Genomic DNA, 23127 nt, shown 5'->3' on the forward strand with positions numbered 1-23127 from the left:
GCCCCGACTGTCAGGACGCGGCAGACCTGGAGGGCGCAACCTGCGAGTTCTGCGAGGCGCCTGCCAGCGCCTCAACCGCATCTGGACCCCTCTGCGGTGAGCACTTTGACCGCTACGTTGCCGGGTATCAGATTCGAGACTAATTTTGTCAGCTGGAAGCCGACCATGTGCTTGCCCTTCAGATGGGCGTAGATCACCGGGTCGGTGATAGACGTGAGTGAAAGATGCGCGCAGTCCGCACTTGATCCTGGACTTATGGCAGATGCGGGCCACCATTCGTTTAAAAATATCGCGTAGCCTGACTTGCCGGTGGTCTTGCTCTCCCAGAGGGTTGGCAAGACATCCGTTCGCCCCGCAAAAAAGGGCTGCGCAACAAGGCGACTTTCTCGCCCGGCGACAGCTTGGTGGAAGCGGGTGTTGGAGAGCGCTCGGTGAGCGGCTCGTGCGTGCGTCACCCGACGCCGAGCGCATATAGAAGTGCGATGAGACGGGTGTTCTCAACCTGCAACGCCGCGACGGAGTCCAACTTTTGGTCGGCCATGCAGGTGGGGATGGACCAAGGCCCATCTTCACCTTGCCACGCGGATTCTGCTGCGCTGCCTCACCTGTGCTTCGGCGGTATTCCAAACCCTGTTCGATTGTCTAAAAACACCATCTTTACACCACGTGTAAAGATGGTGTTGACGACTAGGTCTATTTTGCATAGACTTTCTCTATGGATGTGGAGTTCGACGATGACAACCTGGACCGCCTCGAGACCGACCCGCAGTTCACTGCCGGCTTCTCGCAGGAGATCGTTCGGGCGTACCGAAAACGGATGCAGCAAATTCGAGCGTTTCGAGATGAGCGTGATTTGATGGCCTTGAAGTCGTTGCACTTCGAGAAGCTAAAAGGGGATCGTCAGGGGCAGCACTCAGTGCGGCTGAACTTGCAGTGGCGCTTGGTCTTGGAAATTCGTGGAGATCACCCTTGCAAGGTCATCGGCATCGTCGAAATCGTTGACTACCACTAGAAGTTTTGGAGAGCCTATGAACGCACGAGTACCCGCCGAAGTGTTCCCGCCAGGCGAGTTCCTGCGAGAGGAACTGGAGGCGCGGGACTGGAGCCAGCAGGAGCTGGCAGACATCTTGGATCGCCCGCCACGGCTTGTGAGCGAGCTCATAGCAGGCAAGCGAGCCATCACGCCGGAAACGGCCAAAGGTCTCGGGGAGGCCTTTGGCACGTCGCCGGAATATTGGATGAACCTGGAGAGCCAGTACCAGCTTTCCAAGGTGACTGTGCCCAACGACAACGTAGCGCGCAAAGCCCGCCTGTACACCCAGTTTCCGGTACGCGAGATGCTGCGCCGTGGATGGGTGCGGGCCAGCGAGAGCATCGAGGTCCTGGAGCAGCGTTTTTGCGAGTTCTTCGACATTGCGGATGTCACGGCGACTCCTCAGTTGAGCCACGCGGCGAAGAAGACGCATGCCATGGCAGACACCACGCCGCTGCAGCTCGCATGGCTGTTTCGGGTGCGCGCCATCGCAAGTCAGCAAGTTGTGCCGACATATTCGAAGGCAAAGTTGCTGTCAGCTATCGAGAAGCTAAGAGCACTGATCCTCGCTCCGGAAGAGATTCGCAACGTCCCGCGCATCCTTGCAGAAGCTGGCGTACGGCTGGTCTTTGTCGAGCCGTTGGTGGGGTCGAAGATGGACGGTGCTTGCTTCTGGCTGGACAGCAATGCGCCAGTAGTTGGCATGACGCTGCGGTTTGATCGTATCGACAACTTCTGGTTTGTACTTCGTCACGAGCTTGAGCATGTTCTGCGCGAGGATGGCAAGGCAGAGAACCGCGCGGTCATCGACACTGACGTTGGGGACTCGAAAGCCGACCTGCCCGAGTGTGAGCGTTTGGCAAACGCCGCAGGGGCCGACTTCTGTGTCCCAAAGGCCGAGCTAGATGACTTCGTTGCGCGAGTGCAGCCCTACTTCTCTGAAGAAAGAGTGCTTCGGTTTGCCCAACGCATCCAGGTCCATCCGGGGCTGGTGGTCGGCCAGCTACAGCGTCGCCTCGACCGCCACGACTTCCTGCGCAAGCACCAAGTGAAGGTACGTGCATTCATACTGCCCTCAGCCGACGTTGACGGCTGGGGATCGTTCACCGAGTAACCACCGCCATTGGAGATTCACATGTCCGCGTATGGAAATCAGGTCAAGGCATACATTGAGCGCTATCAGTCCGAGATCGGAGGCGACGGTTTGCTCGATCCTCATGCTGTCGCAGAGTGGGCGTACAGAAACGGCCTGCACAAGCCAAGCGTGCGCACCGTGGTCGATGCGATTGCTTCAGACGTCTCACAATACTTCCGTGAAGAGTACCGCACCGATGAAAACGGGCAGCGTTATCGGGCCAAGCATGCGGTGCGATTCAAGAAGGGCGACCGCACGATGTCACTGTGGGCGGACATGGACGACGAGAAAGCGCCTCGGTCACATTTCGTCAAGTCCTTCGGACAACGACGGCAGCAAATCGTCGGCGACTGTTTCCAGCTCAAAACCGATGTGGATGTCTACAACGGCAAAAACCAGGACAAAGACCCGATTCAGGTTCCCCTGAATTTCACCCTTGACGTCGAGGAGCTGCAGCTCCCGCTTAAAGGCAAGAAGGCCGCCTGAAGACGTTTCAACGACTTTGCTCTGACCTGCACACATGGAGGACAAGACATGCCGATTGCCGAAGCGATCCGGACTCAGCATCTGTTGACTTTCAACTACGGCGGGTACATGCGCACAGTCGAGCCACACACGTATGGCACTGACCGGAAAGGGAACCGCGCTCTACGGGCCTATCAGGTGGGGGGCGGCAGTGAGTCCGGTGAGCGTATAGGCTGGAAAATTTTCCATGAGCGTGACATGAAGGGCCTCGCGGTACTTCCCCATTCTTTCCAAGGACCGCGCCCCGGTTACAACCGCGTGGACCAACTGTTTGCGCGCATCGAAGCGCAACTTTGAAGCGATGTATTAGGCGCGCGGCAGTGCTGACGCGCTCCCGATGGAGCTCAAATACTCAAGCCTCCACGGTCGTCATCTCCACGATCTTGGAGAATTCTTCCAAGACCTCTGGGAAGTGGGTCTGCATGTACCGCAGCACGCGCGCGTTGTCTACGAGCTTGACGATGTAGCCTCGGGCGATCATCAAGTTCAGCATGTCCTCGCTGTGCGATTGCTCGGCCAGTTTGTACTGCCCCAGCAGGTTGGTCATCTCGTTTTCCATCCGCGCCACCTGCTCTTGCGACATGGCGGCGCTGCGAATCGTCTTCTTGCCGCCGACCAGCATTTCTTCTGGTGTCGCCGCGAGCATCGCACGGGCGTAGCTGGCAGTCACCGTGTTGGCGGCCACCATGAGTTCGGCGCACTCGACCTGGCGAGTGGGCTTCATGCGTCGTAACACTGCCGTGACTTCTGTCGAGAATTGGTGGTCTTTCAGAATCCTGGCCACCTCATCACAAATGCCGTCGAGCAGGCTGCGCTTCTTTTGCAGCAAGCTCACGTCAATACACAGACCTTTGGCTAACTTCGCTGCAGAAATGCCACGATCCATAGCGCGGCGGATCATGATGTGCTCCTGGATGGTCGACAGGCGGTTCAGCTGGTTGTTGTACGTGAAAGACTCGTCGTCGGTGGAGACCAGGCAGGGAATCTCGTTGAGCTCCAGCTCTTTCATGGCCATTAAGCGCAAATGCCCGTCCAGGATGAGATGCCGTGAGGTCTTGCGGTCGACCGCTGTGACCACCAGGGGCTCAATGAGACCGATCTCGGCGATGGATTCCTTGATCTGCCGGAACTTGTGCGTCGCTGCGATCTTTTGGTCGAGTTTGACCGACGGAAGAATTCGGTCGACCTCAATCATGAGCGGTTTGGGCAGGAATCCAAGGGTCGTGGATGTCATACAGAGCCTCCACCGCGGGAAACGCGTTCCGCGAGGTACTTGGGCAAGTTGTCCAGCCCCTCCAGTCGAAGGATGTTGACCAGGTTCTCGTCGCCCAACATCTTTCTCAGTGCGCCGTATACAAAGAAGAGTCGCTGCTGGACGAGAGACGACTTGCGGATCATGATGCGTTGGCGCTCAACCTCTGTCTTGTAGGCGCGCACCAGGCTAGACGAAGTGATGTCAACAGGCTTCCTAGGCGTGGAACGTGCGATGGAGCGTCCTAGAAACTGGCGCCGCTCCACCAGCTTCTTGGCGTACATCAGCTGCGGGCCACGTAATTCGCCAGATTCGTAGGCTTCTTGCATTGCCATCTGCACTGCCTTGTCATCGTTGCCAGCGCCGACGATAAGAATGGCCACGGTAATCGGCATCTTGCCGCGCTCGACGGCGACCAGCAGTCGTTCCTCCCCTTTGTCGACCAATTCAAGAATGTGACGCACATAGGACTCGTGCAGGTTGGTTTTGCGCGCGATGTCTTGGACGGAATTTCCTTTGTCGCGCAGCAACGTGATGCCGCGCAGCAGTTCCAGTGGCTGATGCCGTCTCCGCGCGACGTTCTCAGCAAGGCTCATGACAAACGCGTCCTCGTCGGAGACCATGACCACAAGCGCTGGAATGCGCTTCTCTCCCAGCTGCTGGAATGCCTTGAATCGTCCTTCGCCGCACACAAGTACGTAGCGCTCTGCACCGTCCTCACCTGGACGCGGTGTGACGGTGACAGGCTTCTTCAGACCAACTGCTCCGATGTTTTCCACGATCGCGCTGAATTTGCGCTGGTTGCGCTCGCGCGGATTCAGGATCTCTATACGGTCCATCGGGATCATGCGCAGTTCGGGCAGAGAAAGCGGCTCGGTCATGCCGCTCTCCGTAGCCGGGTCCGTGCTGCCATTCCATAGAAGTAGTCCAGGTTGTCGAACCGGTAGTTCTCCAGTTCCACCGGATTGCGTTCTCCCAAACTGATGCGAGGATTGCCGAAGTCCAGTCTTGGCCACAAGTAGTAGTCCAGAGCAGACTGGTTGGAGAGATCCAGACGTACCGCTACCGTGAGATCGGGCGCAAGGCCAGTGTCGAACCGCATCTTCCAGAACAATTGTCCTGACTCGCGGCGCCGACAACGAGCCAGAACGATAGAGACGCTGAACTCCTCGTTGACATACAAGAGATCGGTGAGCGGATCGCGTCTTACGCTACCGCCTAGCGCCGCCATCTTCTCCTCGGTCTGCACGACGATGGCGGGATGCATCCGGCGCAGATGCCGGTTAATTTCGACGTATTGGAAATCGCGCGATGGGACGAAGCCAACAAGTTGGTAAGCACGTACCAAGCTGCCGAAGCGATGGGCGTAGACCGAAGAGGATGGCATGCCCTCGGTTGAATTGATGATGAGCCCAGACAGCGCCTGGCGGTGCTGATAGAGGTTGCGAAGTCGCTCAATCAATTCTTCGTCTGAATAGCGGCGCGAGCGCGCGCGGATGATGCCTTGTGCCGTGTAGAAGTCCTCCTTAGCGACGATGGCGGGGAAGGCGTCCTCCTTGCGAATCCACATGTCTGAAGGATTGAGCACTCTCAGCTTGCGCAGCTTGAAGGACACCCGGTTGTAGACGTTGCTGCCGATGTACTTTTCGTTGATGAGGACCTCGTGAACAGTGGCTCTGTTCCATTCGCGACCCAGATCGGTGCGCATGCCCGAGCAGTTCAGTCGCGAGGCGATCTCCGTCTCAGACAAGCCGTCATTGACGAACCAACGGTAGATGCTTTGAACCACCTGCACCTCTTCCTGGGGGCCAGGCACCAAAACGACTCGGTCGGTCTGCAAGCTTTTGTGCTCACCACGTGCCAATTCGGCCTTGCTCGCCCCCGTCTGATCAACCAGTAGTCGGCGCAATCCAAAGCCCGCAGGCCCTCCTTGCCGATAACCTAGCTCGATCAGCCGGCACTGGCCTGCAAACACTTTCGTCGACAACTCCCGGCTGTACTCGCCAGCCATGGTTCGCTTCACGCCCTTGACGATGGTTGAGATGGGCGAGCCATCGTTCTCAAACTGCTCCGCGCAGTAGACCACCTGAATACCCGCGCGCTTGCACCGATATTCGTAGTACGCGCTCTCATCCGCATCTTGGAAGCGACCCCAACGGCTAACGTCGTAGACGAGCACCATGGAGAAGTCCACAGCACCCGATTCCACGTCCTCAATGAGCTGTTGCAAGGCAAGCCGTCCGGCAATCCGAAGCCCGCTCTTACCTTCGTCGGCATAGGTTTTCACCACCTCGATGCCGCGTTGTTGGGCGTACTCCCGAATGCGGGCGACTTGGTTGTGCGTGGAGTATTGCTGGTGCTCGGTCGACATCCGCACGTACTCCGCAGCGCGGAAGTTCGATTGCCCATTCTGTGGCAATGGAAGTTCGCCTTTATCCATCGTGCAGCTCCTCAACAGACTCGTGGTGCTGCGCCACGAGGTCATCGGCTACCTGGAAACATCTCCCGGGTCAGCAACGGCAACACCACACTACCAGCGTCATCATCTGTTGGCGATGAAGTCCTCTCTTTGCAATCACACGTCTCCGAACAGGTTCAAGGCGCCAAGCTGATCTGGACAATCCATTCCTGCTGTCCTGCCAACATAGCTGGGGCGATTGCAATGAGTTTGAAGATGCCCAATACGGGCAAGGCTTGTGGTGACGCGTCACTGTTTGCAATTGGGGACGCGTGCAAAGAAGCGGAGCGCCGAGCGTTGCGTTGCTTCTGACGTTGCCGATTGGCTGCGGTGTACTCGGGGTGTGATTCACGGTAACGGCGCCAGTAATCTGGATGATCCCTGCGCCAACTAGACTGGGCCTGAGCCTGGTTCTCGTGGTAGTCGTCGTCAGTCTTGCGCTTTGTCTTTTGCCATAAGCGTTTGCGTGACTGCTGACACTCTGGCTTTGCGCAGTACAACTGGTGAGGGGTTTGAGGCCGGGGTTCAAACGACTCTCCGCATGCATTGCACCAGCGCTTTTCCATGGTGAATCTCCAGTCGGAACAGGAAGGGAGATTTAATTTCAGGACGGATGCCTTGAGTGTCAATTTCCACGTAAAGCTGGCAGTCAGGGGGTGAAGGCCATTTCTGAACTGAACTTAACGCTGTAGGGCATGCGGTTGATGCCTGTTCTCGACGAGCGGAGTGGACACTGGATAAGTGACTGCATAAGGGTTGCAGGCAAGCCCTGAGCCCTATCCACATACCGCCGGGAAAATCTAACTCCCGGGAACTAGCTTTTTCCGGTCGCTTGACCCGACGGGGCCATTGGGCAGCAATCGGTGAATTGTTTATACAAGTGCGTCACCTTATCCATTCGGCGCTGTGATCCCATCAACATGGCAAGCATTCGGTAAGCCATGTGCATGAGCCCATTGGAGATTCGAATCAGATTCAGCGCCATTTCCACCGGGAAACCCTCACGCACACGGCGAAGCGGGTGAATTCCGCTGTGGACATACGAGTTCAAGGCGTGTCGTGAATACTCGTTGAACTCCGCCAGATGCGCAGTCAACCCTGCAGGGGCTGCTGTCAACACCTTTGAGAGCATCTCACCAGCAGTCGGGAGATTTTTGGCTGCAAGCTCGGCTTCCGGCGTCAGTTCCCTGCTTAGCTTTTCGATCTGTGCTGGAGTTGCCGCGAAGAGGAGCTATGAGGCCCGCAGCAGAGCCTCATATTGAAGGCGAAGAACTCCGCATGCAGAGCTCGGGGCGTCAATGGCAAATGCAGTTCTTACTACCTTGGAATGCTCAATGCACAGGTGGCATGCGCTCAAGGCCAATTGGTTTTGTTCAGATTCAATGGCTAGGACCACACCTGTCGAAGGAAAGCAGGCCAGTATGGCGTCCTCGAACTCGTCGGATCGATCTGCGAGCGCCAGTACGGGATCGTCGCTACGAGAGTCTTGTGGAGCTGATGAAGATCCAGTCAAGGTGCAGTCTCTCAGGGGGCTAGTCGATCTGGAAACGTTCTTTGAGCCGCGCCACGGTATGTACCCATTTGGGTGACGTTGGTCTCGCGACGGTGTTCTGGTTCCCGAAGAAGCCCTTTTCTTTGATCGCGTTGGCGACAGGCACAGTCTCGATCCACTTCACAGGCACCAGGTACTCCGCGTTCTCCGGACTTTCCGCGTACTTGGTCCGGGTGGCGATGACGGCATCGGTGTCCGTGATCTTTTTGGTGTGCCCGTTCTCGTTAAACGTGAAGTCATCTACAGGCACCCGGAGACCTGTCACTTCTCCGACTCCGACATATCCTGTGCCCGGGATGTTTACCCAGACACGATTTCCGGGAGATAGCATCTGTAGGGTGTTGCTGTACCAGGTCCCGCCTCCGCCCGCAATGAAGCCGTACTTCTGGGCCTCATTCCACTCGCGATTCTCGCCGGCATAGGAAACGTAGTACTCACCGTTCCAATGACTGTTGGCTGGCGCATCGGGCGAATCGGACGCATCTTCCGTCGGGTCACGAAGCCAGGCACGCGTGAGGTACTCGCGATCCCCATCCTTGAACATCCGAAAGAAAACAGCATTGATGTTGATGCCGTGGTAGCCAGCAAGGTACTCCACGATTCTTTCGGTACTGTCATCCAAGGCACTGGCGACAATGATCAGCTCATGCTCAGTGTTCAGCTCATCAAGCATTTCCTTCAAGCCGAACCGTTTGCAAAACGCCTGATCCAGGCTCATGCCTTTATCGCTGGGGCGGTACTTCTCGACGTAGTTACCCCAGATGGATGCGATCTGATCGCTCTGCAGGCCAATGACCCAAGAGCCGTAGTCCAACACCTGGGCTACTACATCGCGCGGTGTCATGTCGCGCTTTAATTCAATGATTGCCAGGTTTCCGGCCCGGTCAATTGCCAAAAGATCGACATACTTCCCATAGCTGGTCTGGACTTGCCGGCCGATGACCATGAGATGGGGCGCAACTACTGCGATGTTCGCCTCAATCAGGTCTTCTAGCTTCTTTTCGTTAGCCATGGGCTGATGCAAGACAGCTTGCAACCCCTGATCAATTCGCCAAACACCAAGTTCAACCGGCATTTCATTCCCTCCCTTTGGCCGCAATTATGGAGTCTTGCAAAGGTCAAGTGGACTCGAATTCAGTATTGCTCGGCTGCAAGTTTCGGGGTTGACGGCAGGTTCGATTCCAGCGGTGAATCTGTCATGCCCCAGTTGATGCACAACTGCAATTGAAAGCCATGCGTCCGAGTTTCGCTGTACCTTCAGTTTGCTTTGCAGAATACTCGCATTGCCAAGTAATGCCGAACAGATGGCCTCAAGCAACTCTTCACTGCTACAGCTCCACTTGCTCCTCCAATTGGGCGACAGACTCGGACGTCTAAGAAAGTCCCAAAGCCTGAGCACGGTGGAGATGGCGAGCCGCGCGGGAATCTCGCGCGGGACACTGCGAGCAGTCGAAGCGGGAGATCCCACGCCGTCCATGGGCACCTACTTGAAAGTCGTATCCGCTTTGGGCATCCAGGGCGACTTCGCGTTGTTGGCGGATGGCGTCATGCGACCGGCCACGTCAAATACAGCGGCGGCTGGGACAAGCCGTGATGCGCCGTTGGCTCGAATCGTCGTTTCCGCGGACCTCACGCGCCACCGGATCCAGGATCTACAAAGTCTCGCCCTGCATGAAGAAGCGGTGCGACGCGTTCGCGCTGAGCCTGAGTTGATCCAGCAGGCCCAGGCAGTTCTTCAAAAGTGGGTGGATGCTGGGGACCAGCGCTCGGTCAGCCTGTGGGTTGAGTGGAAAGACATCCTGGAGCATCGCAAGTGGCGTAAGGCACTGGGGAGAACCCACAGAGCGCAGGAACTGAGGCAGGCGTCCCCGATGACCGCTGTTCTGCCGCCAGAGGTCCGAAAAAGCATCCTCCAAGAGGTCCGTGAACTGAAGGAAGGCGTCGTTCTTGAAATTGCCGGTAGGGTTCGTCAATGACAAGTGCCATTCGGACAAGCCTCTGACAGAGGCCGAAATTTGACGCTCAATCACAAGAATTGCACTATCAGTGTTGCGCACTGATCCCCAGCCATTTCCACGGAGCAAGCCATGGCCATTTCAGACGACATCGCCACTCTCATAGTGCTCGTACAGAGCATGCTCGATGAGTCAGGAGACCAAACTGGTTTTCATGCAAAGGTGTGGTTGGACGGTGGGCTTACTGGTGTGGTCCCAGCATTGGGAAATCGGAGACCCATCGATGTGCTCAATGAGCCGGACGGCCTGGAAGTTGTGAAGAGCTTGCTCTTGCGAGCCCAATCCGGTGCCTACTCGTGGGCATGGGCAGGGAGTGGGCTGGTCTTGAGTCAGGTCTGGACTAGTCGCTATCCCCGCTGACCAATTGACACCATGCAGAATGCCTACGGCTATGCCCTCTAGCCAGAACGCTCCGTATCTCCCAGCGTCTACTCCCCGCAGCGCTGACGTAGTTCTGTACCTAGACCTCGATGGTGTTGTCCACCATGAAAAAGTGCTCTGGCATCCTCGCAAGGGCATCTACATGAGCCCGTATGAGGCTGCAGGACACTCTCTTTTCGAATGGATTCCTATCCTGGAATCAGTGCTTGAACCGTACCCGACAGTCGCTCTGGTACTGAGTAGCACCTGGTGCATCCGCCCCGGATACAGCGCAACCCTCAAACGGCTTCCGGTCTCTATGCGTGCCCGGTTCATTGGTGGGACGTACCACAAGCGTGTCCATGGCGTGGATCCCTGGAATCTGTCCATGTTTCGTACCACGCCCCGGGGTGTGCAAGTTCAAGATGACGCTCGTCGCCGAAAGCCCCGGCAGTGGCTGGCACTTGATGATGATGTGGAGGGATGGCCCGACTCCTGTCGGGAAAATCTGGTTGCGTGCGAAGGAACTACCGGCTTGTCCAACCCTGTAGTTCAACACGAGCTGAGGGAAAAACTGCGCGGCTGCCATGCGGGGTTGCCCGCCTAACCCCGTAGTTTCTGAAAACAACCAACCGATGATGCGACGCCACTCCGACATCCTCGCGGTCTTGCAATCTGTCGCTGGCATCGTGAAGCGTCGCCACACACTCTCGATCTTGGCCAATGTGCTCAGCCGTCGGACAGCCAGTATCGGCTTCATGGATCTGGATATCGGCCCGTTGGTTCTCAAAGCACGAGCTCGCCACAGCGCTGAGGTCTTCGCCTTGCTCTCACGTTCGATGGCCAGGCTCAAGCAGGCTGTTGCATTGAACTCGCCCCGCACTTCGTATTTCAGTAGCAAGGTCAACGGCAAGGCGCCATTGATGAGGTCCCCATGAAAACACACTCAACCTCAACGAGTCGCCTCACAAGTAACAGCCCAAGCGCAGATGAACATCCGTCGCCCTACGCGTCTGCTGCTCAGACAAAGGCTCTTCTGGCTGGCAGCCTAGCCGCCCGGACGGCTCGCTTGGAAGCCAATGACATGCTCAGCACAGACATGGCTGCGGATCTGGTCGGTACCACCCCAGTGACGATCAATGCGTGGATCGCCAAAGGGCGGGCGATCGGATTGACCCAAGCCCGGCGTGGATTCAAGTTGCCCAGTTGGCAGTTTGAACCTGCCCTATGGGATGCAGTGCCCAAGCTTTCAAAAGCCTTGGGAACGACTGAGGGCTGTGCACTACTCGCCTTCTTGGAGACACCATCGGGCGCTTTGGGCGGCCGGACACCGCGCCAGGCGATAGAGCAGGGTCATCTGGCCCGTGTAATTGAAGTGGCGCGTGCTGAGGGTTATTGACCCCCTACGACCCATGAATCTCGCAGATCTTCAGTACATCCCTTACTTCTAGCTCCTAGTTCCGCAGCTTCTTTTCAGCGTTCAGCATTCGAGCGCCCCTGTGGGCACGGTGAAGATAGGGACACGGCTACTCCTGTTGCCTCAATCGAATCTGCTTTCACGGCGATTTGACAATGCCGGTCAGCCGGTTGCCTACCTTGCTGAACGCCCTTAAACCGTATTTACGCGGCGATCTGTCGTCGTGAAGCCTGATGAGTTTCTTCTGAGATAGTGAGTGGAAAGCCATTCCATAATGAAAGCTCCAGTGGAATCCGACACATCGCCCAGGCAGGCCTTGTCGGGAGCTCGTGGCGGGAACAATCACCGTGTCGTCGGAACCTGCGATTGGGATCTGTAGACACCAAGGGCTCAGAAATGAAAGACGCAGTTGAAGTTGGAAGCACCAATGTATATGCCGACCTTGGATACCCAGACGCTGAGGCGTTGCAGCGAAAGGCTTCGTTGGCGTCACATATCGCTTGGACGATCAAGGCGCGACATCTGACCCATGAGGCAGCTGCAGAATTACTTGGGATAGATCAAGCAGACATCGTGAAGATTGTTCGTGGGCAGTTTCGCGGCACGAGTGAAGCAAAGATGCTTGAATGGATTGCGATGCTCGGCCACGATGTGACGATCCTGGTGACCAAAACAACGCGGCAACGGCCGGGGAAGATTGAGCTGGAGTTCCGCTGCTCATCCTGAGCGCCAAGCTCACTAGAACATTGGTTCTGATAGATGCCGCGATCATCAGGGTCGCATTTCTTTAGCATACAGCCGCTGGTCCATGGGCGCCTCGATAATGCCTTTCACATCAGCGTCTTTCTTACTCTTTACGCGCACTGACAGCAGTCCGACTGCAAGGACTCGCCAGACAAGCCGAGTACCGGGGACTACACCAATGGCGCGCCGAATTTCTGTCAGTACGGTGGTTTTGCGCTTCGCTGTAATCGTCGATTCATCCCTTCCTCCTTACCTCGCTCGAATCAATTTACGGCTACTGCCGCGTGGCGACCTATCGCCATGTGCTAGCGCAGGGAAAAATCGATGTACGCGATATGGAGATCCACTCCTGAATTCGGAGTGCAGAGAGTGATTGCAATCTTGAAGCGCGGCCCGCTGGCTCATCCGTACTGCTAAGCCAGCCAACGAGCGCTCGGCTCTGCTGCTTGGCGAAGGAGCCGTCGTTGCTCGCGTTTTGAACAATTGCACGCCGGGCGACTGCTACGCAACGATAGCAGTCACGCGGGTCAGTGTTGCGAATTCACGTTTGGTGGTCCGTAGCGATCGTCGTTGAGGGAGCATTTTCTTCGGCTCCAAGGCCGGTTTGAGATGCGCAGCTGACAGTCGTACACTCGCCGCGCTAAGGCTGCATCCTAAACGCCGACTTCCATAGTTGCGAGATGGCGCACTGCGCCCTTAGCGGGCTCCGCATGACAAATGCGTCGTACTACAAGCTATGCCGAGCCGCCTGTCTTCCTACAATCCATCCATCACAGCAAGACGATGCCACCGAGTAAAGACACCGCACCGACTAGTACTTTCGTGGACATGTCCGAACCGCACGGCAAGGGCGTCTTAACGTCGAGAGGGGGGCGGATCATGGAAAGAGCCTCATATATCGACCTTTTTTTCGCAACGGGCTGCGTACTACTGCTGGGATCTTTTTACTACCTTTGGATACCCATGGGGCATGGACTCGCAAGTAACGGGAAGGCGATTTCCCCAGACTTCATTGAGGCACTCTATTTCTGCATCGTTACTTTCACGACGCTCGGATATGGTGATCTTTCGCCCATCGGGACAGGAAGGCTGGTTGCTACGCTGATTGTCATGTCGGGCTTGGCGTTGGCCGCACTGCTCATCGGGAAATTCGCTTCGGAACGCCAGCAATCGACGCTGCTCCTTCTTTACACAAGTGATGCCCAAAGACGCCTCGAGAGCTTTACAGACCAAATTGAAGGGCAGCGTACTCAGTTGGAATACTGGGTCTCTGGCAGCCGCAACGGTGTTCGCCTACACGATACGCTTCAGTCACTAGAAAACTTGATCGAGGCGACTTTCAGCTACGTCATATTTAATGCAAATCAGGCTCGCCTAGTGGAGTTCGGTAACGCAAGCGCATTGAAATCTCTGTATCGGGAACTAGCAGATGTTCAGGCGACGTGCGCATCGATACATAAGTGCGCTATCTACGACGTTGCAGCGAGCGATTGCGCGCTAGATCTTGCCCTACGGCTCTCCGGTTTAATGAACGTCATGAGGAGATTCCACCGAAAGATGCCGGGCTCCTATGCATCAATGGCTATTGGAAAAATACGAAATGCCCTTTTGCATTCTTGCCTCCGATGCCTCGCGCGCATGTATGCCTTGGGGAAGCACAGACGGACACTCGAGGGCAGCAGGAAACTGATGTTCAAGAAGAAAATCAGAAAAATGATCCTCAATCTCGAATCGTTTGTGGCCGAGGTGGATGCGGGCGTGCACGTTGAAGTCTGCAGGAAGATGAACTTGGTTGCCTCCGATCTGAATTATTGGGTTCAGAGAACAGTGACACCTGCGATGCTATCCAAGGTTCTGAAACTGGTGCCTCCGGGGCAGCCAATGGGGTGGCCCAAGGATCTCAACGCCCAAATCGGAGAGAAACTGCAAATCACGAACGCTTTGGCGCGTCGATGTATCAAGATACTCCGACAACAAAATCGGCTTCCTAAGACCTGAACGCAGCCTCTGCTAGTTGATCCAGCCTCTCGCGTTTGCTTGGCGACGACGAATGTAATAGTGCAATCCTTGACTCTGGGTCGAAAGCACCAATTCGGTTTTGGAAAAAAAAAGCGCACGTTGAGAGCGCAACAAGCTAGGCGCTCCGCCGAGCATCAGCTTTGAGATGTGGAGCGGAAGCTCATAGCTATAGCAACCCAATGTCCGGTACCGGTTCAGCACTCATTGGGCATGCAAGACTTGATAGCCGCTCTCAGCCTAAAACTGCCGCGCCAGTGGTCGGTTGTGCAGCGGTAGCCGTCGTTTGCAGGCCGGAGCCGGGTTCAAGGTGCGTGGCTTGAAGCAGGCATAGGTTTATCTGGTAACTCGGCAGATGCAATGACCGGTTGAATCCGCCAGGGCACTGCGGTCATCCGGCCTGGTTGACGGCAGGTCGTGTCCGTCAACCTCGCTATGGCTGTCCGCGGCTCGCGGGGTCGAGCTTACGCAGCCGACCCTTAACTGCTGGTTAGGCGTGTATGTCCGCACACGCCTCCATGTTCCATCGTCAGCATTTCGGCTCATGCTGCCCGCCCGGTGAAAAGGAGCCGCCCGGGTTGCTCCAGCATGACCTGTGAGGCCAAAGCGCCTACGCTTAGGGCGCAGCGGCGGCTAATCCGGGCGAATACTTTGCAGCAGAGCTGTTCCAGCGCTGTCACGGGGCGCATGTCCTCCTGCTATGCATGTCGTGTTGATTTGGTTTCCCGTCGTTCTTCGATCGGGTACGAGGCGCACTAAAGTGGGCATGCCGACTGGTCAACAACAGGAGTGAAGACATGTCGTACATCGATGGTTTTATGATTGCGGTCCCCACTGCTAACAAGCAGAAGTTCATCGAGCTTGGCCCAATCCGTGTGATCGAAGGTTGGGGCGACGACGACCCCGACGGCAAAGTCACTGACTTCCGCCGCGCAGTCCGGGCCACGGCCGAGGATACGGTGGCTCTTTCGTGCGTCGAGTGGCCGGACAAGGCCACGCGCGACGCAGGCACGAAGAAAATGATGTAAGCCCCGCGCGTGGATCCGGGCGCACCCGGCAACCCGCCCATGCCCTTCGACGGCAAACGCATGGTCTTCGGCGGCTTTGAAAAGGTAGTCGAAGTGTAGGCTTGAGCAGCGTGGGCCGACGCAGCCCCAGGACAGGCCACCGCATCACGTAGGGCTCCTGACGAAGCTGTGGGCCTGCATGCGGCGGCTCTGGGAAATCACCTGAGGCACCCGCTTCGAGGACTGGCAAGCGCGCCGCGCACCTCCCTGTTGCCGTCCCCGTCTGTCGGCTCACGGGAGGCTACATCGTTTCACACTCGCGGCCATAACCCGCCACCCGACCGAGCGTCGCAAAGCGGTCACTCAGCACTGGCAGACGGTCGGTCGACGACTGCACTGCATGTTCCGTCGCCGTGATGCCCATGGGCATTGCGTAAGCTCTGCCTCAGCAGCCTCGCGAAGTAAGCCGCTTCGCCAGTCACATTCTCCGAGAAGGAGGCGATGAAATGTGGCTGCAGCTACAGTTTCGCCAGCGCGGAGCGAATATGTTCAGTAAGGGTCATCTCGCCCACCCTGTCGCTGACATCGAATCGCTCGAATGAATCGTGGATCCGTACATCGGCAAAGATGCCTGTCGAGTCTTCATGAAAGTGCAGGAAGGCCCGTGATCGGAGGTAGAACACCCCTGGCCTCCTCTCCACGAGTGCGCTAAATGCCCGCACTTGAGCCAAGAGAGGCTCGATACGCTTCAATGCTTCAACGCCAGCGTGCTTCATAGTGACGATCGCAAGGTGCTGTGACCGGACGCTTCACATGCGCGCGCGAACGCGTCGCGACTCAATCTCTGCGCGGCGAATCTCCGGCTCTTCGGGATGAGGCACCAATGCCTCCCCCTTGCTGAAGAACGTCGTGCTGACGGAGTCGACGAAGAGCCGTCCCAACGGCGTGAGCACAAGGTTGTCATTCTCGACAACCGCGAAGCCGTCATCGGCTAGGCGACTGATTTCGGATTCGAAGTAGGTCAATGGATCTACGGCGAACTTTGCTCTGAATTCGGCAAGCCCCACCTTCAACGTCTTGACGCCAAGAACAAAGTAGCGGCGCATCGCTTCATCACCAAACGCGGGAGTTAGGGATACAAGTGGGAGCCTCCTAGCTTGCAATGCCGAGAAGTACTCCTTCAGGCCCAGCCCGTTGACCGACGTAGAACTTCCAACAAATCCAAGAGCGCCAGGGCCCAAGCCCAAAAACTCTGCCTGCGGTGCTCCCCAGTGCCGAACTTCATACACGCATTCATGCGATGGCCTTGCGAAGTCGAAGCCACCACTTGCGCACGAAGCATAGTGCAGCATACCGGTAGGAGCAATTAATTCATGAGCAAGTACAGTCATTGCCGCCTCGGACTCGGCAGCGGGCTGAGTGGTCGAGTCCTTCAGGATTAACGAATACAAGCTCAGGTGATCAACCTCAGGCATCGACAAGGCGGCCGAGAGATCGCGCTCCCAGTCTCCCAGTGACTGCCCCGGACTTCGAAAGAGTAAGTCGATGGACACGCCTCCGAGGACTGCTCCCACAGCTTCGATGGCCTTAAGGCTTTCGGCAGTTCGATGTGTTGCTCCTAGTCGCTCCAGGTTGCCGTCATCAAATGACTGCACACCTGAACTCACCCGGGTAACGCCCAGGCCACGTATGGACTTCGCAAATGCCCGATCAAGATGGCTCGGATGGGCTTCGAGGGTCACCTCTGCGTCTGAGCTGACCCTGAACCGCGTCCTTATGTGCTCAAGAATCCGGCTCAAACTACTCACCCCAAGAGCAGATGGCGTTCCACCGCCGAAGTAAATGAATTCAATGGAACTATTCAGAGACAAGGACGCGTAGATATCAATCTCGCAAGTCAGCGCCTCGACATAGAGAGCAACGTCATGCGCCTTCGTGACTTGCTTGTTGAATGGGCAGAATCTGCAGAGGCGATCGCAAAATGGGACGTGAATGTATATTCCGTTCGGATTGGGGCGCAGCGAGGCAGTATCAAAATGGGGGGTGAGGCTTTTCGGGTACCACCTGATGTACTCACTCTCCCGGCTCTCGAATCGATTGTGCTGCACCAGCCCGCTATACAAATTACTCTGTCGAATGGATTTGGAGCTATTCGTCATTTTGTCCACTCCGCGGCGTAAGGGAGCTCTCGCATGATTTCCACTGAAATTGAACCGTGAACGCACGAGCCAATCTTCTCGTAGTAGGGTGCGAGCCGAGCATCCGCAATGAGTCGATCCGTTAACTCTTCGTACTGTGCAAGGTCGACATATCGATAGATATCGAGAAATCGACCAAACCGCCCTATTTCTGTTATTAAAAGCATCTGCGGTCTGATCCTGTATTCGATCATCACAGGCAAAAGTATATTGCTGTGTAGATTAAAGAACTCCCTCTTCTTGGATAGCAAAATTTGACCAGAGACGACCTCGAATATCGGTTTCACAGCAAACCTCCGCCTAATATGGGTGACGTGCGTAAATCCAGCGCCTTAAAAGATCTTTCTGAAAGGTATTCCACTTGTCAACCGGGGGAAGAGGCATCCGATCATCACGTACCGAGCTATAGACTTTCATCGAATAGTGTTTCACAGACTCATAGCTATCGAGTTCAAGTGGAGGCTTCCAATTCGCAGATGCCGCCTTCATATGGGCCACATCGATATCTGTGAACAGTCCCCTAATGTCTACCCAACTTGGAGGTGCTGGGTCAATCGGGTCGGCAGGCAGCTGCGCGCGAGGCCGAGCGATCACGCGAAAGCCCACAGTCTCTGATCTTTCGCCCGCCCGCATGAAAGTTCGGTTTGCAAGGCGCGCAAAGAACGGGATGGACAGCCAATCTCCACCTCGAACGCAGTACAGGGTTCCAGTCGGTGGCCCAAGAGGATCTGTGACGGACGTTGCCGGGTACTTGTAGGCTACGTTGCGACAATACTGCCACGCGTTTCCGATGACGTCATAGAGTCCGTATCGATTGGGTTGAAAGCTGCGGATGGGCGATGGGCCGACAAATCCGTCATCTACATCAAACCCATCCTTGGGTAAGTTCCCCAGTGCTTTCATTGCGGAGCGGTCGAAGGTGTTCGCAAACCTCGACGCATCTGCCTCTGTGTCTCCCCAAAAGAATCGCCCCGCCGTGCCTGCGCGAGCGGCGTACTCCCACTCCGCTTCGGTGGGCAACTCATAGGTCCATTCGGTGTCCTGTGCGCTTAGCCAATCGCAATACGCTTTGGCTTCCTCGATCGAGATCCACGTACACGGATACCGATCGTCATCCAAGGCGATACCAAAGAGAGGTGGGCATTTGTGGCTCGGATCCTTGACTCGATACTGGGCCACAGTTACCGGGGCATCCGCAATCCAGAAGCTCCGTGTCAGCATTACCTCATGCTGCTGCTCATCGGCCTCGCGGCCGATCTCATCTGGCGGTGAACCCATCAAAAACCGACCAGGTGTCATCTCGATGAACCGCATACCGAGTGTTTGTGCAAGCATATTCATCACCAACTAGATCAGTTCTGGGAACAACCGCTTTAGCGTCTCTGAAACCCTCTGTCCAATGTTCGAGGATGCGGGACTCTCCACCGCCGCAGGATGGCAGAAGCATTTTCCCGCAGCAGCGACTAGCGCATCAAAGTCACGATTGAGATTCCACTCGTTAAGAGCCTTCCGAACACCTGCATCACACGCGCTGCAGCTCGAAGGTAGCGCGACTGGAATTGGACTGATATCGGCATCAAATCCCTTTATCGAAACGGCCGCGCGAAGTTCTGGATCTAGTGCTCTTAGGACGTCGATGCCTAGACGGAGATTACACGGCTTGTACTCGCCCGCTTCCCATAGCCGATGAGTGAGCGTGTGCGGCTGGATATTGATCATCTCAACGACCGCCATAAACCCACCGTGCTTGAACGTCATCTCTATGGCATTGACAGCATCGCGCAGGTCCTCTTCGTGGGAGAGAAAAGGCTTCCCGAGGCTCACATAGGTATAGAAGCCGATGCCTGAGTAGCCCAGGGACTCAGCCGCAGCGACGAACATGTGCTCAGGAAGCCCTTTGTTGATTACAACGTTGCGAATGTAGTCGTCTGCCGCCTCAAGGCCGATTCCGACGGAGAAGCGGCCGGGAAAGGCATCCTTGATGGCTGATAACCTTTGTCGATCAAGGCAATACCTAGCCTCGCTCTCCGTTGACACTGCCCGTAGGCCCGCACGCCAGAACATTTGAAGAATCTCTGTGCGAAGTGCAGAGGGAACTTCTTCGTCGTCAAGGAATGAGCCCTGCGAAGTCAGGAGCAAATATGGGTAGTTCGATAAATCTCCTAACTGCGCTATCGCGGCCCGCGCTTGTTCAAGTACGTCGTCGTCGCTGACGCCTTCATCGATTGCTAGCAATTCATAGTTACACATCACGCAGCCCCCTGCGCTGAACCATCGACAAGGTCGCGTGCGCAGGATGACCAGAGGCACCATGTAGGGCCTTCCGGACATGGATGTCTCCTCAAAATAGATTACGGGAACCCGAGGGTTTGGCCGCGGGTCCGTTCGAGCGAAATGCTTCGCCCGCACCAGCTTCATCACTCGTTGAACCGACTTTGCAGTGGCTTTCACCGGGACTCCTCCATGAGATTGGTAACTTCACAGCCTAGAGAAAACGTGATAGAACGCCTCCCACAGGCACTGGTGGAGGACGCTGGAATGATGCACTTCTTTGTCAAGTCCGTCGAGACGCCGAGCATGTCGCACTTCGACATCGCGGCCATGCTGCAGCACCGATTGCTGGCCCTCGACCATCTTTCCTCCTTGTATGCGGACAAGAAGTTGGGGTTCTTTTTCCGAAGTCCCGACGGCGCAACAAGCTACGAACTCCATCGTGCTGACGACCTGCTAGAGCTTGACGCGCGGCTGAAGGCAAATCCCCAGTGGCCATATTGCTCGCATGAGGTAGTTCCGGTCACCAAGACCGGGGATATGGTCAGAGAGCTAACCAGTTATCTAAAGATCGACGCGAACCTCTTCTTTGAAGAGGCTCTTGGTCGATATCAGGCCAGGGGCATATTGACCGCGGACCACACGGATGAGATCAAGAAGCGGGCCGGAAGTGGTTACGTGGAGTTGATGTCGGCAGACGAAGAGCCAATGGACGAGAATGGCGTCTACACGGTCGTTGCGAAGGCTTCGAAGGGCACGTCTGCGTCAGTTCCAGTTGAGCAACTGCAGGAGATGTGGATGCGTGCGCTTCGATCGCAGGTAGCTCACTTGAACTCAGACATTGAGTTCATCGACTACAACCCTGTCGGACGATCTGAAGGTTTACTCATCGGAAAAGGGGACCTTGATGTGCTAAAGAAGCATATTGAGTCAACTGAAATCTACCCAGATACTGTTGTTTCCTACTATCCGGTACATACGCGATCGGTTGCAGCGCGCGCCACTGCAAGTCGCCTGCTGAGCCTGCAGCGCGATCTTCCGAAGTTCAAGATCCTAGATCAGTTCCTTTAGAGATTGGGCGTCCTTGACTCTGTCGTTCATAACCGGAGGAACCTCGGGGTTTCCGAAGTTCGTCCGATATACGAAGGAGCGTTGGCTTCGCGTTGTAGACGTCAAAGCGCGAATGCTCGTTGAAGCTGGAATAGGCCCTTCTAGCCGGGTGCTGGTCATGCATCCGATGGCCCCGTGGTCAATTGGCCAAGTTTTTTTTGAAGGGGCAGCGACACTCGGGGCGCAAGTCTTCCCCGTGGGACTTTCTCTTCGGGCGGCTACGCTGTCTCGACTTCTCGATGATTTTGCGCCGACCGTAATCTGTGCAGGTGGCCGTAACCTCGCTCGCGTTCTGCAATCGCTTGAGTTGAGGTCGCAGCAGGAGCTGGCGCGTTGCGTCGAATTGGTCTTGACGGCCGGGGAATTGCTTGAGCAGGACGTTCGAGCAGAGCTGCGACGCCTGCTTGAATGCGATGTGCGCGATATATACGGGTGCGCAGAACTCGATGCACTAGCAATCGAGGGAGCTTCAGCCGGCATCATGCATCTGGTTCCTGACTACCAGTACCGATTGCTTGTGGATGGAACAACGGAAGCCCTTGTGGTTGGACGTTGCGGGCAGTTGGAGGTCTGCGACCAGCAACGCGGCAGGGAGTGGCACAACACTGGAGATCAGGTGATGATTCTTGCTCCTGAATGCTCCGACAACCCTTGGGGTACCCCTAACATCCGCATTGAGGGTCGAACTGACCTTGTGGTCGCTTTTGGCGATGGATGCGCTGTCGGCCAGCGGCAATTGCTGGAACTCACTACCACGGCTGGGCTTTCGAAGGCTCAACTTCAAGTTACGAGATCCCCAAAGGGTGACTCAGTCGTCCTTATGTGTTCGTTGGGGACAGGTCTGTCAGACGCGCAAGCGATTGAACGACAGTTCCTTGACCTGTGCACAGACTTCGCCGATGCGCTTCAGGCTGGATGCATCAAAGCCTTCACTGTAAGACTAGCAGACGACTCCTCGGATTTCTGGGATACAGAGCGAAGCAAGACGCCTGACATTGTCACTCGAATGTCGACGCCTGGTTCTCATTCGTCGGCGTGAATTCCGAGTCTACGAATTAGCGAGCCCCAGACACGCGCGTCATCCTCGATGCTTCTCTTCATCTGATCCGAGGAGCCTCCAAGGGGATCAAGAGACTGTTGAGCCAGCGTCGCAGTCACTGAGGGTTCCTGGAGTTCTCTGTTGATCTCCACATTCAGGTTCTGGACAATCCCTGTGGGAATATCGCGAGGTCCAGCGAAACCCATCCATATCAGCGGCATGACTGGAACTCTAATGCCAACCTCCTCTAAGGTAGGCACGTCTGGCATAGCGCGAGCGCGCTGCTTGCCAAGCACACAGAGCGGTGTCAGTCGTCCACCCGAAACATGGGGTGCGATTGTGCCGACGTCCAGCAGTGCGGCATCGACCGTTCCTGCCAAGACGGCCTGCAGTGCAGGCGCGACTCCTTGGTATGGGATCTGTCGTACATCCAGGCTCAACTCGGCCTTCAACAGTTCCTTCGCCAGGGTGAAGATCTGAGCTGTACCTGGAGATGCATAGGTCAAGACGCCTGGACTTTGAGCCGCCTTGGTCATGTAGTCCCTCATCGTCTTGATTCCGGTCCTTGGGTTCACGACAAGTATCGATTGAACCGCTGCGGCGAGCACGATGTCGCTCCTAGCATTCGGATCGTAGGGAAGCGGCCGTCTATACAGCGATTGAAGCATCGAATAAGGCGTCGACAAGCAGAGATGCAATGTGCAGCCGTCAGGTTTCGCCGACGCCACATGCTGTGCTGCTACAAGGCCATTACCGCCTGGCCTGTTCTCAACCGTCACTGGCTGAGACAGGCGCTTAGATATTCCCGCGCTGAGCAACCTTGCAACGAAGTCCACCGGGCCACCGGGAGGGTAGGCAACGATCACCCGAATTGGATGCTCCGGGTACGCCTGTGCCCTCACCGGTAATGAGGCAATGGACGGGACAACTAGAGCCAGGCTCTGCCTGAGATACGTTCTGCGTGTCAATGGCTCGAACATGACGCCCTCAAGGAC

Annotated in this window: 21 protein-coding genes and 2 pseudogenes; 13 read left to right on the plus strand and 10 right to left on the minus strand. The window is 56.2% G+C overall.

Translation table 11 applies throughout. The annotated features are described in order from the left end of the window. Window positions 1-71 precede the first annotated feature (71 nt). A complete protein-coding gene (locus ACQ4MJ_RS21465) occupies window positions 72-455 on the minus strand; it encodes a TOTE conflict system archaeo-eukaryotic primase domain-containing protein (RefSeq protein WP_431151337.1) in 384 nt (127 codons plus the stop codon). 260 nt (window positions 456-715) lie between these two features. On the opposite strand from ACQ4MJ_RS21465, the gene ACQ4MJ_RS21470 reads away from it, so the two are divergent. Genes ACQ4MJ_RS21470 through ACQ4MJ_RS21485 form a run of 4 tightly spaced genes read left to right on the plus strand, consistent with a single transcriptional unit; the run spans window position 716 to window position 2990 of the window. Then, window positions 716-1012, plus strand: coding sequence for a type II toxin-antitoxin system RelE/ParE family toxin (locus ACQ4MJ_RS21470; RefSeq protein ID WP_431151336.1), 297 nt, complete (start codon window positions 716-718; stop codon window positions 1010-1012). A gap of 16 nt (window positions 1013-1028) precedes the next feature. Further along, the gene (locus ACQ4MJ_RS21475; RefSeq protein ID WP_431151335.1) at window positions 1029-2147 is read left to right on the plus strand and encodes a HigA family addiction module antitoxin; all 1119 of its coding nucleotides are present in this window, start codon (window positions 1029-1031) and stop codon (window positions 2145-2147) included. Window positions 2148-2168: 21 nt separating this feature from the next. Further along, on the plus strand, window positions 2169-2654 hold the full coding sequence (locus tag ACQ4MJ_RS21480; RefSeq protein ID WP_431151334.1) for a hypothetical protein: 486 nt from the start codon (window positions 2169-2171) through the stop codon (window positions 2652-2654). 48 nt (window positions 2655-2702) lie between these two features. Beyond that, complete coding sequence (locus ACQ4MJ_RS21485) at window positions 2703-2990, plus strand: hypothetical protein (protein WP_431151333.1); 288 nt, start codon at window positions 2703-2705, stop codon at window positions 2988-2990. Between the two features lie 55 nt (window positions 2991-3045). Here the strand turns inward: ACQ4MJ_RS21485 and ACQ4MJ_RS21490 are convergent, their stop codons facing one another. The 5 genes and pseudogenes from ACQ4MJ_RS21490 to ACQ4MJ_RS21510 form a co-directional block, all read right to left on the minus strand. Further along, on the minus strand, window positions 3046-3927 hold the full coding sequence (locus tag ACQ4MJ_RS21490; RefSeq protein WP_431151332.1) for a plasmid partitioning protein RepB C-terminal domain-containing protein: 882 nt from the start codon (window positions 3925-3927) through the stop codon (window positions 3046-3048). Continuing rightward, the gene (locus ACQ4MJ_RS21495) at window positions 3924-4826 is read right to left on the minus strand and encodes a ParB/RepB/Spo0J family partition protein (protein ID WP_431151331.1); all 903 of its coding nucleotides are present in this window, start codon (window positions 4824-4826) and stop codon (window positions 3924-3926) included. The genes ACQ4MJ_RS21490 and ACQ4MJ_RS21495 overlap by 4 nt, the downstream gene beginning before the upstream one ends. Next, window positions 4823-6385 (minus strand): recombinase family protein, encoded by a 1563-nt coding sequence (locus ACQ4MJ_RS21500; protein WP_431151330.1) that lies wholly within the window; start codon window positions 6383-6385, stop codon window positions 4823-4825. Before ACQ4MJ_RS21500 ends, ACQ4MJ_RS21495 begins: the two co-directional genes overlap by 4 nt. Window positions 6386-7217: 832 nt before the next feature. Beyond that, window positions 7218-7799 (minus strand): annotated as a pseudogene (locus ACQ4MJ_RS21505) (DUF6988 family protein). 136 nt (window positions 7800-7935) lie between these two features. Further along, on the minus strand, window positions 7936-9030 hold the full coding sequence (locus ACQ4MJ_RS21510) for a hypothetical protein (RefSeq protein WP_431151329.1): 1095 nt from the start codon (window positions 9028-9030) through the stop codon (window positions 7936-7938). A gap of 229 nt (window positions 9031-9259) precedes the next feature. Between ACQ4MJ_RS21510 and ACQ4MJ_RS21515 the strand changes: the two genes are divergently transcribed. The 7 genes and pseudogenes from ACQ4MJ_RS21515 (at window position 9260) to ACQ4MJ_RS21545 (ending at window position 15634) form a co-directional block, all read left to right on the plus strand. Further along, complete coding sequence (locus ACQ4MJ_RS21515) at window positions 9260-9931, plus strand: helix-turn-helix transcriptional regulator (RefSeq protein ID WP_431173714.1); 672 nt, start codon at window positions 9260-9262, stop codon at window positions 9929-9931. Between the two features lie 430 nt (window positions 9932-10361). Continuing rightward, on the plus strand, window positions 10362-10937 hold the full coding sequence (locus ACQ4MJ_RS21520; protein WP_431173674.1) for an HAD domain-containing protein: 576 nt from the start codon (window positions 10362-10364) through the stop codon (window positions 10935-10937). 28 nt (window positions 10938-10965) lie between these two features. Continuing rightward, window positions 10966-11268 carry a hypothetical protein gene (locus tag ACQ4MJ_RS21525; protein WP_431153166.1) on the plus strand — a complete coding sequence of 101 codons (303 nt, stop codon included), beginning with the start codon at window positions 10966-10968 and terminating at the stop codon, window positions 11266-11268. A gap of 146 nt (window positions 11269-11414) precedes the next feature. Continuing rightward, the gene (locus ACQ4MJ_RS21530; protein WP_431173675.1) at window positions 11415-11729 is read left to right on the plus strand and encodes a hypothetical protein; all 315 of its coding nucleotides are present in this window, start codon (window positions 11415-11417) and stop codon (window positions 11727-11729) included. 414 nt (window positions 11730-12143) lie between these two features. After that, window positions 12144-12473, plus strand: coding sequence for a helix-turn-helix domain-containing protein (locus tag ACQ4MJ_RS21535; RefSeq protein ID WP_431151326.1), 330 nt, complete (start codon window positions 12144-12146; stop codon window positions 12471-12473). Between the two features lie 846 nt (window positions 12474-13319). Then, complete coding sequence (locus ACQ4MJ_RS21540) at window positions 13320-14489, plus strand: potassium channel family protein (RefSeq protein WP_431153159.1); 1170 nt, start codon at window positions 13320-13322, stop codon at window positions 14487-14489. Between the two features lie 815 nt (window positions 14490-15304). Further along, a pseudogene (locus tag ACQ4MJ_RS21545) lies at window positions 15305-15634 on the plus strand (DUF1428 domain-containing protein). A 689-nt stretch (window positions 15635-16323) separates the two neighbouring features. Here ACQ4MJ_RS21545 and ACQ4MJ_RS21550 read toward each other — a convergent pair. The 3 genes from ACQ4MJ_RS21550 to ACQ4MJ_RS21560 all read right to left on the minus strand — a co-directional run bounded on the left by ACQ4MJ_RS21550 (window position 16324) and on the right by ACQ4MJ_RS21560 (window position 20043). After that, window positions 16324-17673, minus strand: coding sequence for a coproporphyrinogen-III oxidase family protein (locus ACQ4MJ_RS21550; RefSeq protein ID WP_431151324.1), 1350 nt, complete (start codon window positions 17671-17673; stop codon window positions 16324-16326). Between the two features lie 339 nt (window positions 17674-18012). Next, window positions 18013-19047, minus strand: a complete 1035-nt coding sequence (locus ACQ4MJ_RS21555) for a formylglycine-generating enzyme family protein (protein ID WP_431173676.1) — start codon at window positions 19045-19047, stop codon at window positions 18013-18015. A gap of 12 nt (window positions 19048-19059) precedes the next feature. Continuing rightward, complete coding sequence (locus tag ACQ4MJ_RS21560) at window positions 19060-20043, minus strand: hypothetical protein (RefSeq protein WP_431151322.1); 984 nt, start codon at window positions 20041-20043, stop codon at window positions 19060-19062. A 132-nt stretch (window positions 20044-20175) separates the two neighbouring features. On the opposite strand from ACQ4MJ_RS21560, the gene ACQ4MJ_RS21565 reads away from it, so the two are divergent. Continuing rightward, window positions 20176-21054, plus strand: a complete 879-nt coding sequence (locus ACQ4MJ_RS21565; protein WP_431151321.1) for a hypothetical protein — start codon at window positions 20176-20178, stop codon at window positions 21052-21054. Between the two features lie 13 nt (window positions 21055-21067). Continuing rightward, window positions 21068-22132 carry an AMP-binding protein gene (locus tag ACQ4MJ_RS21570; RefSeq protein WP_431151320.1) on the plus strand — a complete coding sequence of 355 codons (1065 nt, stop codon included), beginning with the start codon at window positions 21068-21070 and terminating at the stop codon, window positions 22130-22132. Here the strand turns inward: ACQ4MJ_RS21570 and ACQ4MJ_RS21575 are convergent. Beyond that, entirely contained in the window at window positions 22117-23112 is a 996-nt protein-coding gene (locus ACQ4MJ_RS21575) for a Bug family tripartite tricarboxylate transporter substrate binding protein (RefSeq protein ID WP_431151319.1), read from the minus strand. The two genes, ACQ4MJ_RS21570 and ACQ4MJ_RS21575, sit on opposite strands and share 16 nt — an antisense overlap. Window positions 23113-23127: the final 15 nt, after the last annotated feature.

Origin of the sequence: Acidovorax facilis (assembly GCF_050626955.1) — a bacterium.
Classification (GTDB): domain Bacteria; phylum Pseudomonadota; class Gammaproteobacteria; order Burkholderiales; family Burkholderiaceae_C; genus Acidovorax; species Acidovorax facilis.

Excerpts from the sequence above, each read along its gene's own strand:
- ACQ4MJ_RS21470 (WP_431151336.1), top strand. The coding sequence starts at position 716 with ATGGATGTGGAGTTCGACGATGACAACCTGGACCGCCTCGAGACCGAC.
- ACQ4MJ_RS21475 (WP_431151335.1), top strand. The coding sequence starts at position 1,029 with ATGAACGCACGAGTACCCGCCGAAGTGTTCCCGCCAGGCGAGTTCCTG.
- ACQ4MJ_RS21480 (WP_431151334.1), top strand. The coding sequence starts at position 2,169 with ATGTCCGCGTATGGAAATCAGGTCAAGGCATACATTGAGCGCTATCAG.
- ACQ4MJ_RS21485 (WP_431151333.1), top strand. The coding sequence starts at position 2,703 with ATGCCGATTGCCGAAGCGATCCGGACTCAGCATCTGTTGACTTTCAAC.
- ACQ4MJ_RS21490 (WP_431151332.1), bottom strand. The coding sequence starts at position 3,927 with ATGACATCCACGACCCTTGGATTCCTGCCCAAACCGCTCATGATTGAG.
- ACQ4MJ_RS21495 (WP_431151331.1), bottom strand. The coding sequence starts at position 4,826 with ATGACCGAGCCGCTTTCTCTGCCCGAACTGCGCATGATCCCGATGGAC.
- ACQ4MJ_RS21500 (WP_431151330.1), bottom strand. The coding sequence starts at position 6,385 with ATGGATAAAGGCGAACTTCCATTGCCACAGAATGGGCAATCGAACTTC.
- ACQ4MJ_RS21510 (WP_431151329.1), bottom strand. The coding sequence starts at position 9,030 with ATGCCGGTTGAACTTGGTGTTTGGCGAATTGATCAGGGGTTGCAAGCT.
- ACQ4MJ_RS21515 (WP_431173714.1), top strand. The coding sequence starts at position 9,260 with ATGGCCTCAAGCAACTCTTCACTGCTACAGCTCCACTTGCTCCTCCAA.
- ACQ4MJ_RS21520 (WP_431173674.1), top strand. The coding sequence starts at position 10,362 with ATGCCCTCTAGCCAGAACGCTCCGTATCTCCCAGCGTCTACTCCCCGC.
- ACQ4MJ_RS21525 (WP_431153166.1), top strand. The coding sequence starts at position 10,966 with ATGATGCGACGCCACTCCGACATCCTCGCGGTCTTGCAATCTGTCGCT.
- ACQ4MJ_RS21530 (WP_431173675.1), top strand. The coding sequence starts at position 11,415 with ATGCTCAGCACAGACATGGCTGCGGATCTGGTCGGTACCACCCCAGTG.
- ACQ4MJ_RS21535 (WP_431151326.1), top strand. The coding sequence starts at position 12,144 with ATGAAAGACGCAGTTGAAGTTGGAAGCACCAATGTATATGCCGACCTT.
- ACQ4MJ_RS21540 (WP_431153159.1), top strand. The coding sequence starts at position 13,320 with ATGTCCGAACCGCACGGCAAGGGCGTCTTAACGTCGAGAGGGGGGCGG.
- ACQ4MJ_RS21550 (WP_431151324.1), bottom strand. The coding sequence starts at position 17,673 with ATGACGAATAGCTCCAAATCCATTCGACAGAGTAATTTGTATAGCGGG.
- ACQ4MJ_RS21555 (WP_431173676.1), bottom strand. The coding sequence starts at position 19,047 with ATGCTTGCACAAACACTCGGTATGCGGTTCATCGAGATGACACCTGGT.
- ACQ4MJ_RS21560 (WP_431151322.1), bottom strand. The coding sequence starts at position 20,043 with ATGTCCGGAAGGCCCTACATGGTGCCTCTGGTCATCCTGCGCACGCGA.
- ACQ4MJ_RS21565 (WP_431151321.1), top strand. The coding sequence starts at position 20,176 with ATGAGATTGGTAACTTCACAGCCTAGAGAAAACGTGATAGAACGCCTC.
- ACQ4MJ_RS21575 (WP_431151319.1), bottom strand. The coding sequence starts at position 23,112 with ATGTTCGAGCCATTGACACGCAGAACGTATCTCAGGCAGAGCCTGGCT.